The 14,245-nt window shown below is 49.6% G+C and carries 12 protein-coding genes and 1 riboswitch; of the genes, 9 read left to right on the top strand and 3 right to left on the bottom strand.

Annotated elements, in window-relative coordinates:
• Positions 1–965 precede the first annotated feature (965 nt).
• Positions 966–1,144: riboswitch (cobalamin riboswitch) on the top strand.
• Positions 1,145–1,281: 137 nt separating this feature from the next.
• The 8 genes from BBI11_RS15505 (at position 1,282) to pabB (ending at position 8,895) form a co-directional block, all read left to right on the top strand.
• Entirely contained in the window at positions 1,282–1,770 is a 489-nt protein-coding gene (locus BBI11_RS15505; protein ID WP_068459245.1) for an acyl-CoA thioesterase, read from the top strand.
• A gap of 1 nt (position 1,771) precedes the next feature.
• Positions 1,772–3,949, top strand: coding sequence for a ribonucleoside-diphosphate reductase subunit alpha (locus BBI11_RS15500; protein WP_068459243.1), 2,178 nt, complete (start codon positions 1,772–1,774; stop codon positions 3,947–3,949).
• 7 nt (positions 3,950–3,956) lie between these two features.
• The gene (locus tag BBI11_RS15495) at positions 3,957–5,003 is read left to right on the top strand and encodes a ribonucleotide-diphosphate reductase subunit beta (RefSeq protein WP_068459241.1); all 1,047 of its coding nucleotides are present in this window, start codon (positions 3,957–3,959) and stop codon (positions 5,001–5,003) included.
• Positions 4,984–5,469 (top strand): flavodoxin domain-containing protein, encoded by a 486-nt coding sequence (locus tag BBI11_RS15490; RefSeq protein WP_068459240.1) that lies wholly within the window; start codon positions 4,984–4,986, stop codon positions 5,467–5,469. Before BBI11_RS15495 ends, BBI11_RS15490 begins: the two co-directional genes overlap by 20 nt.
• A gap of 73 nt (positions 5,470–5,542) precedes the next feature.
• Positions 5,543–5,716: a hypothetical protein gene (locus BBI11_RS16415; protein ID WP_156889092.1), complete on the top strand. Its 174-nt coding sequence runs from the start codon at positions 5,543–5,545 to the stop codon at positions 5,714–5,716.
• A 237-nt stretch (positions 5,717–5,953) separates the two neighbouring features.
• A complete protein-coding gene (locus BBI11_RS15485; RefSeq protein ID WP_068465462.1) occupies positions 5,954–6,352 on the top strand; it encodes a DUF1259 domain-containing protein in 399 nt (132 codons plus the stop codon).
• Between the two features lie 199 nt (positions 6,353–6,551).
• The gene (locus BBI11_RS15480; protein WP_068459238.1) at positions 6,552–7,175 is read left to right on the top strand and encodes an anthranilate synthase component II; all 624 of its coding nucleotides are present in this window, start codon (positions 6,552–6,554) and stop codon (positions 7,173–7,175) included.
• Positions 7,153–8,895, top strand: a complete 1,743-nt coding sequence (gene pabB, locus BBI11_RS15475) for an aminodeoxychorismate synthase component I (RefSeq protein ID WP_068459236.1) — start codon at positions 7,153–7,155, stop codon at positions 8,893–8,895. The genes BBI11_RS15480 and pabB overlap by 23 nt, the downstream gene beginning before the upstream one ends.
• Before the next feature lie 55 nt (positions 8,896–8,950).
• Here pabB and BBI11_RS15470 read toward each other — a convergent pair whose 3' ends face one another.
• From BBI11_RS15470 to BBI11_RS15460, 3 genes are all read right to left on the bottom strand, one after another.
• Positions 8,951–9,697 carry an ABC transporter ATP-binding protein gene (locus BBI11_RS15470; protein ID WP_068459233.1) on the bottom strand — a complete coding sequence of 249 codons (747 nt, stop codon included), beginning with the start codon at positions 9,695–9,697 and terminating at the stop codon, positions 8,951–8,953.
• 1 nt (position 9,698) lies between these two features.
• Entirely contained in the window at positions 9,699–11,330 is a 1,632-nt protein-coding gene (locus BBI11_RS15465) for an ABC transporter permease (RefSeq protein WP_068459232.1), read from the bottom strand.
• Between the two features lie 75 nt (positions 11,331–11,405).
• Positions 11,406–12,467 carry a Fe(3+) ABC transporter substrate-binding protein gene (locus tag BBI11_RS15460; RefSeq protein ID WP_068459230.1) on the bottom strand — a complete coding sequence of 354 codons (1,062 nt, stop codon included), beginning with the start codon at positions 12,465–12,467 and terminating at the stop codon, positions 11,406–11,408.
• A gap of 277 nt (positions 12,468–12,744) precedes the next feature.
• On the opposite strand from BBI11_RS15460, the gene BBI11_RS15455 reads away from it, so the two are divergent.
• Positions 12,745–14,238 carry an amidase gene (locus tag BBI11_RS15455; protein WP_068459228.1) on the top strand — a complete coding sequence of 498 codons (1,494 nt, stop codon included), beginning with the start codon at positions 12,745–12,747 and terminating at the stop codon, positions 14,236–14,238.
• Positions 14,239–14,245: the final 7 nt, after the last annotated feature.

Raw genomic sequence — 14,245 nt, 5'->3', positions numbered from 1 at the left:
TTTAATTAAACATACAAGAATTTATGAACTATCTTAGCCGGCTAGCGACAAGGGTGAGCCGACGCAGCAAGACAGGCGCTCTCCCTGGCTTGCTGCCAAAGGCCAACCCAAAGCAGGCCGGCGACTATTAAGTTGAAGCACAATCACAACATCGGAACAATTCCGCAAGCAATCTCTCACTATCTTCACCGAAGCTTGCCTCAGGAAGCGATTCCCCCACAAGCCGGCAACTAACTAAAGAAGCAGACCTAATTAAGCGCGCACTAATCAACGAAATCTCCAAGCCGACAGGGCGCAAAAGGGTGAGCCGAAGCCTTAGATAAATGTTTTATTCAAACATCAGGTCAAACACTTTGCTCCCACATCTGCTACGCAGATGCGTCGCAAATGAATCGGCTCAACTCCTTCTCGCCAATTCATTGGCTTATTGCGAAAGGCCAACCCAAAGCCCGGAGGCGATTAATAAAATGGAGCACAAAAAGAACGCCGAAACGATTTACTAATAAATCTCTCACTATCCACTTACATCCCTAATCCAGGAAGCGATTCCCCCACAAGCCGGCAACTAACTAAAGAAGCAGAGTTAATTAAACATACACGAATCTATGAAATGTTTTAGCCAGCCAGCGACAAGAGTGAGCCGACGCAGTAAGACAGGCGCTTTCCCTGGCTTACTGCCAAAGGCCAACCCAAAGCAGGTTGGCGACTACAAAGATGATGCATAACTAGAACACAGGAACGATTTCACAAGCAAGTTCTCGCTGTCTTCACCGAAACAGAAAATTTGAAAAACCTCGTATCAAAAAATAACCACAAAGTGAAAGGTTTCTACGAAAAACACAACAGCGACTAGACCCTTTTTCGCTTTCTTCAGGAACTCCGAGAAAATCCTTGCGGCAAAATTCGAACTGGTCTATAGTGAAACTACAAGATTTGGTGATGATGTAAAAAAACAACACCATATATAGTGATGCCGCAACAAAGGTGCCCACTACGGGCTGAATAGGGAATCCGGTGAAATCCCGGAGCTGTTCCCGCAACTGTAAGCGCAGACGAACCATGAAATCCCACTGTCTAATGGACGGGAAGGGCATGGCGAGAGTGACGCGCGAGCCAGGAGACCTGCCTTTGTTGTCGTTTTGCACTTCTCCGGGAATTGGGAAGGATGACAAAGGTTTATTTCGTGTGGCCCCAGTATGTCCACCTAATTAACTTGCGTTTATGCCCCCATTCTCTCTGGAGAATGGGGGCTTTTGTGTATTGGAAAAGGAGGAAAACAACATGAACAAAGAACAACTTCCGGCTGGCGTATCCAGGACTATCCAGTCTCGGCTCGTCTTGCCGCCGGATACCAACCATATGGGCACGATTTTCGGAGGCACAGTCCTCGCGTATATCGATGAAATCGCAGCGATTGCGGCGATGAAACATAGCCAGCGCGCGGTTGTGACCGCATCGATCGACAACGTCAATTTTCTATCCTCGGCGAAAGTCGGCGATATTTTAATTTTGGAAGGTGTCGTCATTTCAACTGGCCGGACTTCCATGGAAGTGTACGTCAAAGCAGAATGCCAGCATATCGAAAGCGGCACACGCAGTTTAACAACCACATCGATTTTAACAATGGTCGCTGTGGATGCAGAAGGCCGGCCGACGCCGGTCGCAAGCGTAGTGCCGGAAACGGACAATGAAAAACGATTGTTTGAGAACGCACAAGAACGAAAAGAACGCCGAATGATCGCAAACGAATACGCAAAGGAGCTGTGTTGAAATGACTTTAGGAGCAGTAGAACGAGATAAAAAAATTCAAGATGCATTAGACCGGGTATCGATGGACGAACCGCATTGGACTTTCGAAGCAGCAGGATTGTATTTGGAGAAATTATACGAACAAGCGGCACAAACACGCGGCTATAGCGCAGCGAACAAATACGACGATTTTTATGGATTGATCGAAGGACTGAGCCGACTCGGTATTTATTCGAAAGACTTGCTCGAAACTTATTCCGATGACGAAATCCGCCTATTGGGACGAGAAATTGCGCCAGAGCGTGATGAATTGTTCAATTACATCGGATTGTTTTTACTAGCAGACCGTTATTTGGCAAAAGATTATGACGGACGCGTTTGGGAATTGCCGCAGGAACGCTTTCTCATCATCGCGATGACTTTGATGCAAAAAGAACCGAAAGTACGCCGTCTCGAACTCGTCAAGGAAGCGTATTGGGCGATGAGCAATTTGTATATGACAGTGGCGACGCCGACCTTATCGAATGCGGGCAAGAGCTTCGGTCAAATGTCTTCATGCTTTATTGATACCGTAGCGGATTCGCTTGATGGCATCTACCAGAATAACTGGGACGTCGCACGCCTCAGCAAAGACGGCGGTGGCCTCGGTGTTTATTACGGAAAAGTGCGTGCACTTGGTTCCGACATTCGTAAATTCAAAGGCAATTCATCCGGCGTTATCCCGTGGATCCGTCTACTTAACGACACAGCCGTCAGCGTCGACCAGCTAGGCCAGCGCCAAGGTGCAGTGGCGGTCTATTTGGACGTCTTCCATAAAGACATTATGAATGGCTTCTTGGATTTGAAAACGAACAATGGCGATGAGCGCCGCAAAGCACACGATATTTTCACCGGCGTGTCGATTCCGGATTTGTTTATGCAAAAATTGCAGGAAACGGATGAAAACGGCCGCAGCATCGGCGAATGGCATACGTTCTGCCCGCATGAAGTCAAGCAAGTGATGGGTTGGAAAGACGAGCAGGGCAATTTGCTCGGCCTAGAAGATTTCTATGACGAAACCGACCGCAAATACTTCACGGAAAAATACGAAGAGGCGGTCAACCATCCTTTATTGGCCAGAAAATCGTTCCGTGCGATGGATATCATGGCGCGCATTATGGTGTCGCAGCTAGAGACCGGTACGCCGTATATGTTCTACCGCGACGAAGTGAACCGTGGCAACCCGAACAAGCACTTGCGCGGCATCGGCAAAACATCCATCTATTGCAGCAATCTATGCAGTGAAATCGCACAAAACATGTCGCCGACTGAAATCATCAAAGAATACAAAGACGAGGAAGGGAATCTCGTCACTGTGAAAAAACCGGGCGATTTCGTCGTCTGCAATTTATCATCGATCAACTTGCCAAGAGCGGTACAAGCAGACGTCTTGTCGCGTCTCATCCCGATTCAATTGCGCATGCTCGATAACGTCATCGATTTGAATACCATTTCTGTCGGCCAGGCAGAAGTGACAAACGGCAAATATCGCGCTGTTGGATTAGGTACATTCGGTTGGCACCACTTGCTGGCGCTTCGTGGCATCCATTGGGAAACGGAAGAAGCGGTTGACTATGCCGATACTTTATACGAAGAAATCGCCTGGCACGCTATCCGCGCATCCGCAGGGTTGGCGGAAGAAAAAGGTGCCTTCAGTGAATTCACAGGTTCTGAATGGCATACGGGCGAGTATTTCGAACGCCGCAATTATACCGGAGAGCGTTGGGATGCACTACGCCGTAAAGTCGCAACATCCGGCGTCCGCAATGGCTGGATGATGGCCGTTGCACCGAACTCATCGACTGCCAAAATCGGCGGTTCGACAGACGGCATCGATCCCTTGTATGCCGTCGAATACGCCGAAGAGAAAAAGAATTTCCGTTTTAACGTGACGGCACCGGATCTCAACCACCGGACATATGATTATTACCGCCGCGCGCGCCACGTATTGGACCAAAAGTGGAGCATCCGCCAAAACGCGGCGAGACAGCGCCATATCGACCAGTCGATCAGCTTTAATTTGTATGTGCCGCACACGATACGTGCCAAAGAATTGCTGGAATTGCATCTCGAAGCGTGGAAATGTGGCTTAAAGACGAGCTATTATGTGCGCAGCACGTCGCAAGAAGAAATCGAAGCATGCGAGGCATGTGAAAGCTAAGGAAAGGATGAGAAGTATGGAAACTTTAACGAAACAGCCATTGATGGACCCGGAAGCACCAAACCGTTCGACCGCCATTGTTGGCGGGGCGAGCTCCGGTTTGCTCAATTGGAATGATATTGCCCATCCGCATATGTATGACTTGTATCAAGCGCTACTCGCAAACTTCTGGAAAGCGCAGGAAATCAATATGCAGGATGACATCAAAAACTGGGATTCGCTAACAGATACTGAGAAAGACGTCTTCTTGCGCATCAATACGCAGCTGGCGTCACTCGACAGCCTGCAGACGCCGACGATGACTCAAGTCATGGATTACGTCAGCGATTCCAGCTTCAAGTCGATTTTTGCGGTCATCGCTCAGCAGGAAGCGGTCCACACCGAGTCGTATTCCTACGTTCTCAGCTCGCTCGTGCCGCTCGATGAACAAAATCGCCGTTTTGATGAAGCAAAGAACGACCCGCTCGTTAGAAAGCGCAACGCACGCATCTTGTCTGCGTACGAAGCGTTCCGCACCGAGCCTGATTTGGAAAACTTATTGAAGCTTGCGGTCAATTCGATTAATTTGGAAGGCATTTATTTCTATGCCGGTTTTGCGTTTTTCTACCATCTCGCGCGCCAACAAAAAATGCTGAAGACCAGCACGATGATCAGCTATATCCAGCGCGACGAAATGCAGCACGCCTATTTCGTGTCCCAGTTTATCCGCATCTTGATCGCGGAAAACCCGGAACTTGCGACAGATGACATGAACAATTGGATTCGAGAGGAAGTGGCGCATGCCGTCGAACTTGAAAAGGAATGGGCCCAGCATATCCTCGGGGAGATCGATGGCCTGGATTTGGATGAGTTCAACGAATACGTCGAGTATTTAGCTAATAAACGGCTGCGCCAAATCGGCCTCGGCAATCTTTATGAAACACGCGACAATCCGATGCCGTGGATCCGCGTTTTCGGTGACGACATGATGAATAGCACGAAATCCGATTTCTTTGAACAGAAATCGCGCGCCTATACGAAAGTTTCGGAGTCGAATGGCTTTGACGAACTCTAAGCCAAAGATTGCAATTGTTTATGCATCCGCGACAGGGCACACGGAACGCCTCACTGAAATGATCGTGGACGCATCGGTGAGCCAAGGCTTACAGCCCGAGGTTTTTCCTGTGAAAGAATTCGATCTTAAAGAACTATTACGTTATGATATAGTTGTAGTCGGCACGTATACTTGGATGAACGGGGAAATTCCGAGACAGCTGCATCGCTTGTTCGAAGCAATCGAGCAGCAATCAGGAGATCTCGTTACAGGTGTTTTCGGAACAGGAGACCGCTGCTTTGCGACGTATTGCGGAGCGGTAGATTTGTTTCGTGATATGCTTCATGCAAAAACCCAACTGGCTGCCACACTTAAAGTGGAGCAGATGCCTTCCGCGGAAGATCGTCTGCGCTGCGACGCGTTTATGAATAGTGTGTGGCGGAAATACAGCCAGCATGTGGAAAATCTGGTGGCGGCTAAACCCTAATTGCTCTTTTAGTTTCTCCTTCCGGCAAATGGGTATAGAGCTAGTAAGGAATTGAAACGAAGGAGGAAGGTCCATGGCCCAACAGAAATGGCTGAAAGTCGGAGCGGCGGCAATGCTATCTGCGGGAATGCTTGCTGCGTGCGGCGGTGAGGAAGACGAACCGGAAATGGAGCAGGAAACAGATGTCATGCCTGGTGAAGAACAAGGCGATTCTGAAGACGAAGATGATGAAAAGGACGGTTATTAAGTCTGGATAAGCTGTGAGTGGCCCAAAGACTTCATCTATCTGATACGATTACGAACGGAAAGCCATAGTATTTCCGGTCGGGCAACGCAACGATATTAGCTGTATTTAAATAAACCATCTGAATTTGGTGAAATGGAACAGACTATAGCGCTGGAACCAACGCCGAAAAAAGCCCTTTCTTGGGTTTTTTTCGGCGTTTTCTTTTTTGTGAAATTTGCTTTAAGAGAGGGGAACAACATGAAAATCAAACATACCATCATGGACCTTGCACAGCAGGTCGGGAACTTGCTGGAGGCGGAAACGGACACGACGGATATGGAATGCCTAATCAAGAAAAGCCGGACCGTAACCATCCAATTGCATGACAAACGTTTTGATTGCACACTCGAACACGATATTTCGTTTCGAAACCTGAAATCCGATGGCTCTGCCGTGAACGAAGCAGACATTTACCTGCTTCCTGAAGAAGTGGCGCTATTTACAGAAGCCTTGCAAAATCATCCGATCGCCTTGCCGACAGAGTTCGGACAACGCATCGACTCGAATCCCAATATTGTCTGCCTGCGATTGACAACAGAAGAACCACCAGAGAATTTTGCCGCACGGCTTGCCGCTGCCTTACACCAGATCGATTAACTAGACAAAACCCGGATGCCTGGCAATCCGGGTTGTGTTTGTTGAAACTATGAAATAGCAGTCCGTGTAGGAAAGACAAATAAATCTCAGGACGTGTCCGAATCGCCTGATTTTGTCCTGTTAGATAATCGATGCTTAATCCTCCAGCTCCCTTTATAATGAACATACGCAACATTTCATTTGAAGAGGAGTTTTTCCCGTGATTGTCATCATCGATCATTATGATTCATTTACATATAATCTGGTCCATTATTTCGAACGACTCGGCGCGCGCGTGGAAGTCATTCAGAATGACCGCGCTGTGCTCCAAGACATCGAAGCTTTATCGCCGGAACTGATTGTGCTGTCACCGGGCCCAGGCAAGCCTTTGCAGCCGGGTGTCGGAACGCAAGTACTCGAACAGCTCAGCGGCAAAGTGCCGATCCTTGGTGTGTGCCTGGGCCACCAGAGCATCGTCGAGTTTTACGGCGGTAAGGTCCAAAAAGGCACGCAGCCTGTTCACGGCAAAGTATCGGAAGTGGCACATAACGGACAGGGAGTTTTTGCAGGGCTCGTGTCACCAACTCCGGTCGTGCGCTATCATTCGCTCGTTGCAGACAGCGCTACGCTGCCAGATACGTTAAAAGTGACGGCCACAGCAGAAGATGGCAGCATCATGGGTGTACACCACAAAGAATGGCCGGTTGAAGGGATCCAATTTCATCCCGAATCGATTTTGACAAAGGATGGGTTTCAAATGCTCGCGACCGCTTACCAAAACGCCCAATTATGGAATCGTGAAAAGAAAGGAGGCACGCCTGATGGCCCCTTATCTGCAGTTTGATTTTACGAAAGACGACGGAATGCCGGAAACGCTCGCTTTCTCCGAGCCTCACACGGTACTCGAAGCGCATTCGCTCGGGGACGTGGCGGCCGTTTTTGAACAAGTTGACCATTACACGTCGCAAGGCTATTACGCAGCGGGTTACGTTTCCTACGAAGCAGCCCCTGCTTTTCATCCAGAGATGGCTGTGCACGAAGGAGCCGAAATGCCGCTTGTCTGGTTTGGCATCTACAAGGACACACAAGTACCTAAAGCTTCAAGTGAAGCCGCCTACGAAGTATCAGACTGGACGCTCGAAGGCTCGATCCCTGAGTACAAGGAGGGCATCCAGAAAATCCGCCAGGCCATTGAAGAAGGCGACACGTACCAAGTGAATTATACAGAACGTCTCACCGCCGGGTTCAAAGGCGATACGAAAGCATTCTACGAGCAGCTTGCGCGCAACCAGCAAGCGGATTATAGCGCTTACTTGGATATCGGGCGTCACCAGATTTTGTCGGCTTCTCCGGAATTGTTCTTTCGCATCGACGGTTCGCGTATCCGTACGAAGCCGATGAAAGGCACAGCACCGCGCGGCAGAACGAGTTGGGAAGACGAGTCGATTTTGGATGTGTTGCTTGAATCAGAAAAAGAACGCGCTGAGAACTTGATGATTGTCGACTTGCTACGAAATGACATGAGTCGCCTCGCCAAGCCAGGAACTGTACAAGTGCCGAGGCTGTTTGAAGCGGAGAAATACCCGACTGTTCATCAACTGACATCGACCGTAGAGGGGGAGTTGCCGGAGGGGCTGACCGTATTCGATTGGTTCGAGGCATTATTCCCGTGCGGGTCGATTACCGGCGCGCCAAAAGTCAGCACGATGCGCTATATCGCGGGGCTTGAACAGACGCCGCGCGAAGTTTATTGTGGTGCTATTGGTTATATTACTCCTGAAAAAAACGCCGTCTTTAATGTACCGATCCGTACCGTCGTCATCGACCAGGACCAATCGGCTGCACGCTACGGGGTGGGCGGCGGCATCACCTGGGATTCGACATCTGAAGGTGAGTACGGAGAGCTATTGACGAAAGCCCGCGTGCTGACCGATCAGCGCCCGGAATTCGCCTTGCTCGAATCGCTCAAGCTAGAAGCTGGAAACTATCCGCTGGTCGCGCGTCATCTTGAGCGGCTGAAAAAAAGCGCGGCCTACTTCCGCTTTGCATTAGATGAAGAGACTGTGGCGAAACAATTGGAAGGGATTGCGGCGCAGCATTCAGTCGGACTTTACAAAATCCGTTTGACGCTCGAACGAAGCGGCCAACTCGAATTGTCTGCACAGCCAGCAGCGCCGATTGAGCAGCCGGTTCGCTGTGCACTCGCCAACTCGCCTATCGACAACCGAAATGCGTTTCTTTATCATAAAACGACCAACCGCGGCATATACGAGCAGCACCAGCAGCAAGCGCCTAACGCTTTTTCCGTACTGTTATGGAACGACCGTGAAGAATTGACCGAGTTCACCATCGGCAACGTGGTCGCAGAAAAAGACGGCCGTTTTTACACGCCGCCTGTCTCTAGCGGCCTGCTCGCCGGAACTTACCGTGAGCAGCTCATTGAAGAGGGGCGTATTGAATCGAAAGTGCTGAAAAAAGACGAGCTCGACACGTTCGACGCCATCTGGTTCATCAACAGTGTCCGCGGGTGGATCAAAGTGGAGCTTGATGATTACCTTGTATAAAAACAGCAATTGAAAAAGCCGGCCCTTCCATTATGGAAGAGCCGGCTTTTCTGTGTTACACCTGAACGACAGGTTTGGATTTCAATACTTCTTCGGATTCGGCAATGGCTTCTTGGCGGAACGTATCGAGCATATCGCACGGACGCCCGACAAAATCCATTTTGCCGTCTTTTAATTTTACTATGCGGTCGGCGAGGATATGTGCGTCTTTTTCATCGTGTGTCACGAAGATGGATGTGATGTTCGCCTTTTTTAAAATTTCCCGAAGATCTTTGCGGATTTTTCCTTGCAGCTCGGCGTCCAAATTACTGAACGGTTCGTCTAGCAGGATCAAATGAGGGTTCGGTGCAATCGCGCGGGCAATTGCCACACGCTGTTGCTGGCCGCCGCTCAATTGGTGAGGATACCGTTTTTCGTATTCCTCTAATTCGACGAGTTCGAGCATTTCGCGCATGCGTTTTTTCTTGTCGGCTTTTTTCATGCTGGACAAGCCGAACATGATATTTGCTCCAACTGTCATATGAGGGAACAAAGCATAGTCTTGGAAAACCATGCCGATGCCCCGTTTTTCAGGCTGCAAAAACGTCTTATCGTCGAATAAAGTTTCGTCCTGGATGACCAAACGTCCATTTTTCGGGCGTTCGAGTCCTGCCAGCAAGCGCAAAATCGTGCTTTTTCCGCTGCCGCTGCGTCCAAGGATCGAAATAACCTCACCTTTTTTGATCTCTAGCGTGAACCGGTCCAGTGCAGGGGCCTGTGTATTCGGATAGGAAAAACTCACATCTTCAATGGCGACAAACATATCAATCCATCTCCTTCTCGAGTATCTTATAGAAAATCACAATGGCCAAGGCGCTAATGCCGACTATCAGAAGGGAAGCTTGGGACGCTTCCATAATTTTTTCATCACTTGCGTATTGGAAAGCTTTTGTAGACAATGTATCAAAATTAAACGGTCTCAAGATCAATGTCAAGGGAATCTCCTTGAGCACATCGATGAACACGAGGATAAATCCGCTAATAATCGCGCCTTTCATCATCGGCACGTCAACTTTGAAAAAAGTCTTTGTCGGGCCGGCGCCGAGCAAGCGGGAAGCATCCCGGAAATTCGTGCCGATCTTGTCGTAGCCGGTCTCGATCGAATTATAACCGATAGCAAAGAACCGGATGATATAAGCTGACAGCAGCAAAACAATGCTGACACTGAGGACCAGCGTCGTCTCAAGGCCGATCGCCAAATACAGCGGAGCGAGGTAACCATCGAGTGCCACAAAAGCCGTGACGACTGCAACCGCAATGACCGCACCGGGAATCGAATAGCCGAGCACGGTCAGTTTCGGCAAGAGTTTCGTGTACTTACCTTGCACCATGCGGGCGAAATTCCCGACGATGAGCGCAAAGATGACGATTAAAGTTGCGCTGAGTCCCGCAACTAATACTGAGTTCTGCACATAACGCATGAATTCTTCCATCGGGATCGTCCCGAAAGTTAAAATAGTCCAGTCAACCAGCTGAATGACTGGGATGAAAAAGCCAAGACTCAAGATCAGTATGCCGTAGCCTGCTGCTGCGAAGCCTTTCCAACCGCTAAGTGAGATCAGTTGGAGCGGACGCACTTTTGTCGAGAAATAACTGTACTGGCGCCTGCCGCGAAGCAGTTTCTCAATGAGCAGAATGATAATGACAAAGCCCATGAGTGAGGCGGCCAGTTTGATTGACGTATCCAAATCCCCAAGGCCGAACCAGCTTTGGAAGATGGCGGTGGTGAAAGTTTGGATGCCGTAATATTTCACGACACCGTAATCATTCAACACTTCCAAGACGACCAAGCTTGCACCGGCAATAATGGAAATTCGTGAAATCGGCAGCACCACTTGGAAAAACGTGCGCCAAGGGCCTTTGCCGAGTAGCCGCGTACTTTCGATCAAAGAGGCTGATTGTTCGGATAGATACACTTGCGTGATGGTGTACACATAGGGATACAAAAACATCGTATAGATGAAGATTGCCCCAGGCAAATTCATGATATCGAAATACGCCGGGTCGAGATTCATTCCGAAGCCCTCACGCAAAGTGGTCTGGATAGGCCCGGTGAAGTTCAGAATGCCGTGGTACGTATAAGCACCGATAAATGGCGGGATGGAAAGAGGGAGGATCAACGCCCATTTCAAAAAGCGCCGGAACGGAAAATCGTATTGTGCAATCAGCCAAGCAAGGCTCAGCCCGATCAAGATCGTAGCCGTCGCTGTCGCGAGCGTCAGGATCAGCGAATTGATGACAAACTGCTGCAATACGAACTCTTTCATATGTTCCCAATTGTCATTTGACGGCGTAAAAAGCCCGGTGACAATGGTCAAGTTCGGTAGGAACAGCATCAGGATGATGATGACTGCGCCTACAGTCCAAATATTGAAATTGGCCAATCTGCGTTGCAAAATCCAGGCACCTCTTTCCAACTCGCAAGAAATCCCTTGCCACAAATATCAAGCGGCAAGGGGGACAGTGTAAGTTTATTTCCAGCCGACTTCGTTAAACAATAGAATCGCTTTGGCGTTGTTTTCGCCAAGTGCCGACATCGAGATGTCTTGCTCTTTGAAATCACCCCAAGATTGCAGCAACTCAGTTGGTTCTACTGATTCGTTTACTGGGTATTCGTAGTTAGCCGAAGCGAATGTTTCTTGTGCTTCCGGTGCGGAGAGAAACTCCAGCAATTGGATCGCATTTTCTTGATTCTTAGATGATTTTACCACACCAGCGCCGCTAACGTTAACATGCGTGCCTGTTGTGTCTTGGTTCGGGAAGAATACGCCAAGGCTTTCAGCGACTTTTACTTCTTCAGGGTCTTCAGAATTCAACATCTGGCCGTAGTAGTAGGTGTTCATGATGGCTACATCGCCAACACCTGCTGCGATGGCTTTCGCTTGGTCACGGTCGCCGCCTTCTGGATCGCGTGCAAAGTTATCGACCATGCCGGCTGCCCATTCTTTTGCTTCTTCTTCACCATTCAATTCAATGAGAGAAGCGAACAAAGATTGGTTGTAGATGTTTTCAGAGCTGCGGATCAAGACACGTCCAGCCCACTCGTCTTCTGCCAAAGCTTCATAGGTGGACAATTCAGATGGATCGACTTTTTCTTTATCGTACATGATGACACGTGCACGTTTTGTCAGGCCATACCACATTTGATCTTCATCCTGGAAATTAGCTGGGACTTGCTCATCTAGCACGTCGCTAGAAACAGACTGCAAAATGCCGTCTTCTTTCGCGCGGTGCAAACGCCCTGCATCAGCTGTCAAAAACAAATCGGCTTGCGTCGCATCGCCTTCGCGTTTGATGCGCTCAAGCAGTTCGTCGGCTTCGCCTTTGATCAAGTTGACCTTAATGCCGGTTTCTTCTTCGAATTTCTTATAAAGTTCATCGTCTACATCATAGTGACGTGCCGTATATAGGTTTACTTCGTTGCCCGATGCTTCGTCACCGGATGTTTCTGATTCTTCAGTGTTCGAGCTGCCGCAAGCCGCAAGGACGAGAAGTGTGCCGAGCACCAATAGGAATGAAAGTAATTTCTTCATGGATGTCTCTCCTTTAAAATGGTCTATGAATCTTATATAAATGAAAATGATTCTCATTCAATAGTATAGCTAGCTATGTAGAGAAGTCAACGGTTTTGATGGAAATCTTGCTGTAAATGTGTCCATTTTCGTTATATTTTAGATAAGGAATGAAAGCACTTGGTCCGAAAGCTCTGTAAGGGCGCGCGAAGCATTCGCTATTTGCGGCGAGCGGGAAATGCTACACTTGAGCATGATGAACAATTGAACTGACAGAATCGAAACGGGGGCAAAGGGAATGGACATGAAAACATATGTATCGCTCGATGCGACAGCGCTTGCGGAATTAGTGAGAAAAGGAGAGGCCAGCCCAAGAGAGTTGGTGGAGCTGAGTTTCCGGCGTTTAGATGAAGTCGAACCGAAGCTGCACGCCTTTACCGCGGAGCGGCACGAGTCGGCGCTTCGAGAGGCAGAACATGGAGCAAATGGAGTTTTTGGCGGCGTACCAATTGCGCTGAAAAACATTTCACAAGCCTTAGCAGGAGAGCGCCTAAGTGCCGGCTCGAAAGTACTTGCCGACTTCCGCCCGGAGCGCGATTCTCATTTCGTTACGCGTTTGAAAGCGGCTGGGCTCATTCCAGTCGGTCACACAAACACGCCGGAATTTGGCTTGAAGAACATTTCAGAACCGGAATTGTTCGGACCTACGCACAATCCGTGGAATACCGACCATTCACCAGGCGGCTCAAGCGGCGGAGCAGCGGCAGCTGTCGCATCCGGCATCGTGCCCGTCGCCGGTGCCAGTGACGGGGGCGGCTCGATCCGGATTCCCGCATCGTTCACCGGCCTGTTTGGACTCAAGCCAACACGCGGCAGAACGCCTGTCGGGCCAGGAGCTGGGCGCCAATGGCAAGGGGCCTCAATTGATTTTGCGCTGAGCCGGACGGTACGGGACAGTGCTGGGCTACTCGATGCCTTACAGATCGTTCAGCCGGAAGCGGCATTTCAAACGCCGTTATTTCCAGGGAAATACACCGAACAGCTGGACCGGGATTTTGATAAGCCCTTAAACATTGCGTTCTCTTTGGAATCGCCTGTCGGCACCTTGGTGTCGGAAGAGGCGAAAACAGCGGTGTTGAAAACAGTGCGCTGGTTAGAAGGACAAGGGCACCGAATCGAAGAAAAAACTCCCGACATCGACGGCGTCCAATTGATGCGCGAGTATTATTTGATGAACAGCGGGGAAATGGCGCTGCTTAAGAAAAACCTGGAGCAATCACTGGGTCGGCGTTTGACAGAAGACGATATGGAAATCGAATCTTGGCTACTGGCATCGGCTGGTCGCAGAGTGTCTGCAGCGGATTATTCCGCGAGCCTCGCTGCGTGGGATGCGGCCGCCGCGAAAATGGCCGCACTTCACGAGCATTTCGATTTTTACATTACACCTGCAACGGCCCATGCGGCACCGGAAATCGGCGAATTGAGCCATTCCCCGGAATCCCGCACTCGGCTATTGCAAGCGCTCGATATGGCACGTGATGCGACGGATCAGCAAGAACTGATTTACGCGATGTTTTTACCGAGCCTCAGCTATACGCCGTTTACGCAGTTGGCGAACTTGACCGGACAGCCGGCAATGTCTTTGCCGCTTCATGTAACACAGGCGAATTTGCCGCTTGGCGTGCAAGTGATGGCGCAAAAAGGCGAAGAGCATCGCTTGCTTCAGCTGGCGAGGCAAATCGAGCAAAGCGATTTATGGATCGGCCAGCAAGGCAACCCGTTCTTTCAGTAAATAGGAT

The sequence above is a fragment of the Planococcus maritimus genome, assembly GCF_001687625.2.
GTDB lineage: Bacteria > Bacillota > Bacilli > Bacillales_A > Planococcaceae > Planococcus > Planococcus maritimus.
This window is presented reverse-complemented; position numbering and strand designations above follow the sequence as displayed.

Excerpts from the sequence above, each read along its gene's own strand:
- BBI11_RS15460 (WP_068459230.1), bottom strand. The coding sequence starts at position 12,467 with ATGAAGAAATTACTTTCATTCCTATTGGTGCTCGGCACACTTCTCGTC.
- BBI11_RS15505 (WP_068459245.1), top strand. The coding sequence starts at position 1,282 with ATGAACAAAGAACAACTTCCGGCTGGCGTATCCAGGACTATCCAGTCT.
- BBI11_RS15500 (WP_068459243.1), top strand. The coding sequence starts at position 1,772 with ATGACTTTAGGAGCAGTAGAACGAGATAAAAAAATTCAAGATGCATTA.
- BBI11_RS15490 (WP_068459240.1), top strand. The coding sequence starts at position 4,984 with ATGGCTTTGACGAACTCTAAGCCAAAGATTGCAATTGTTTATGCATCC.
- BBI11_RS15455 (WP_068459228.1), top strand. The coding sequence starts at position 12,745 with ATGGACATGAAAACATATGTATCGCTCGATGCGACAGCGCTTGCGGAA.
- BBI11_RS15470 (WP_068459233.1), bottom strand. The coding sequence starts at position 9,697 with ATGTTTGTCGCCATTGAAGATGTGAGTTTTTCCTATCCGAATACACAG.
- BBI11_RS15485 (WP_068465462.1), top strand. The coding sequence starts at position 5,954 with ATGAAAATCAAACATACCATCATGGACCTTGCACAGCAGGTCGGGAAC.
- BBI11_RS16415 (WP_156889092.1), top strand. The coding sequence starts at position 5,543 with ATGGCCCAACAGAAATGGCTGAAAGTCGGAGCGGCGGCAATGCTATCT.
- pabB (WP_068459236.1), top strand. The coding sequence starts at position 7,153 with ATGGCCCCTTATCTGCAGTTTGATTTTACGAAAGACGACGGAATGCCG.
- BBI11_RS15495 (WP_068459241.1), top strand. The coding sequence starts at position 3,957 with ATGAGAAGTATGGAAACTTTAACGAAACAGCCATTGATGGACCCGGAA.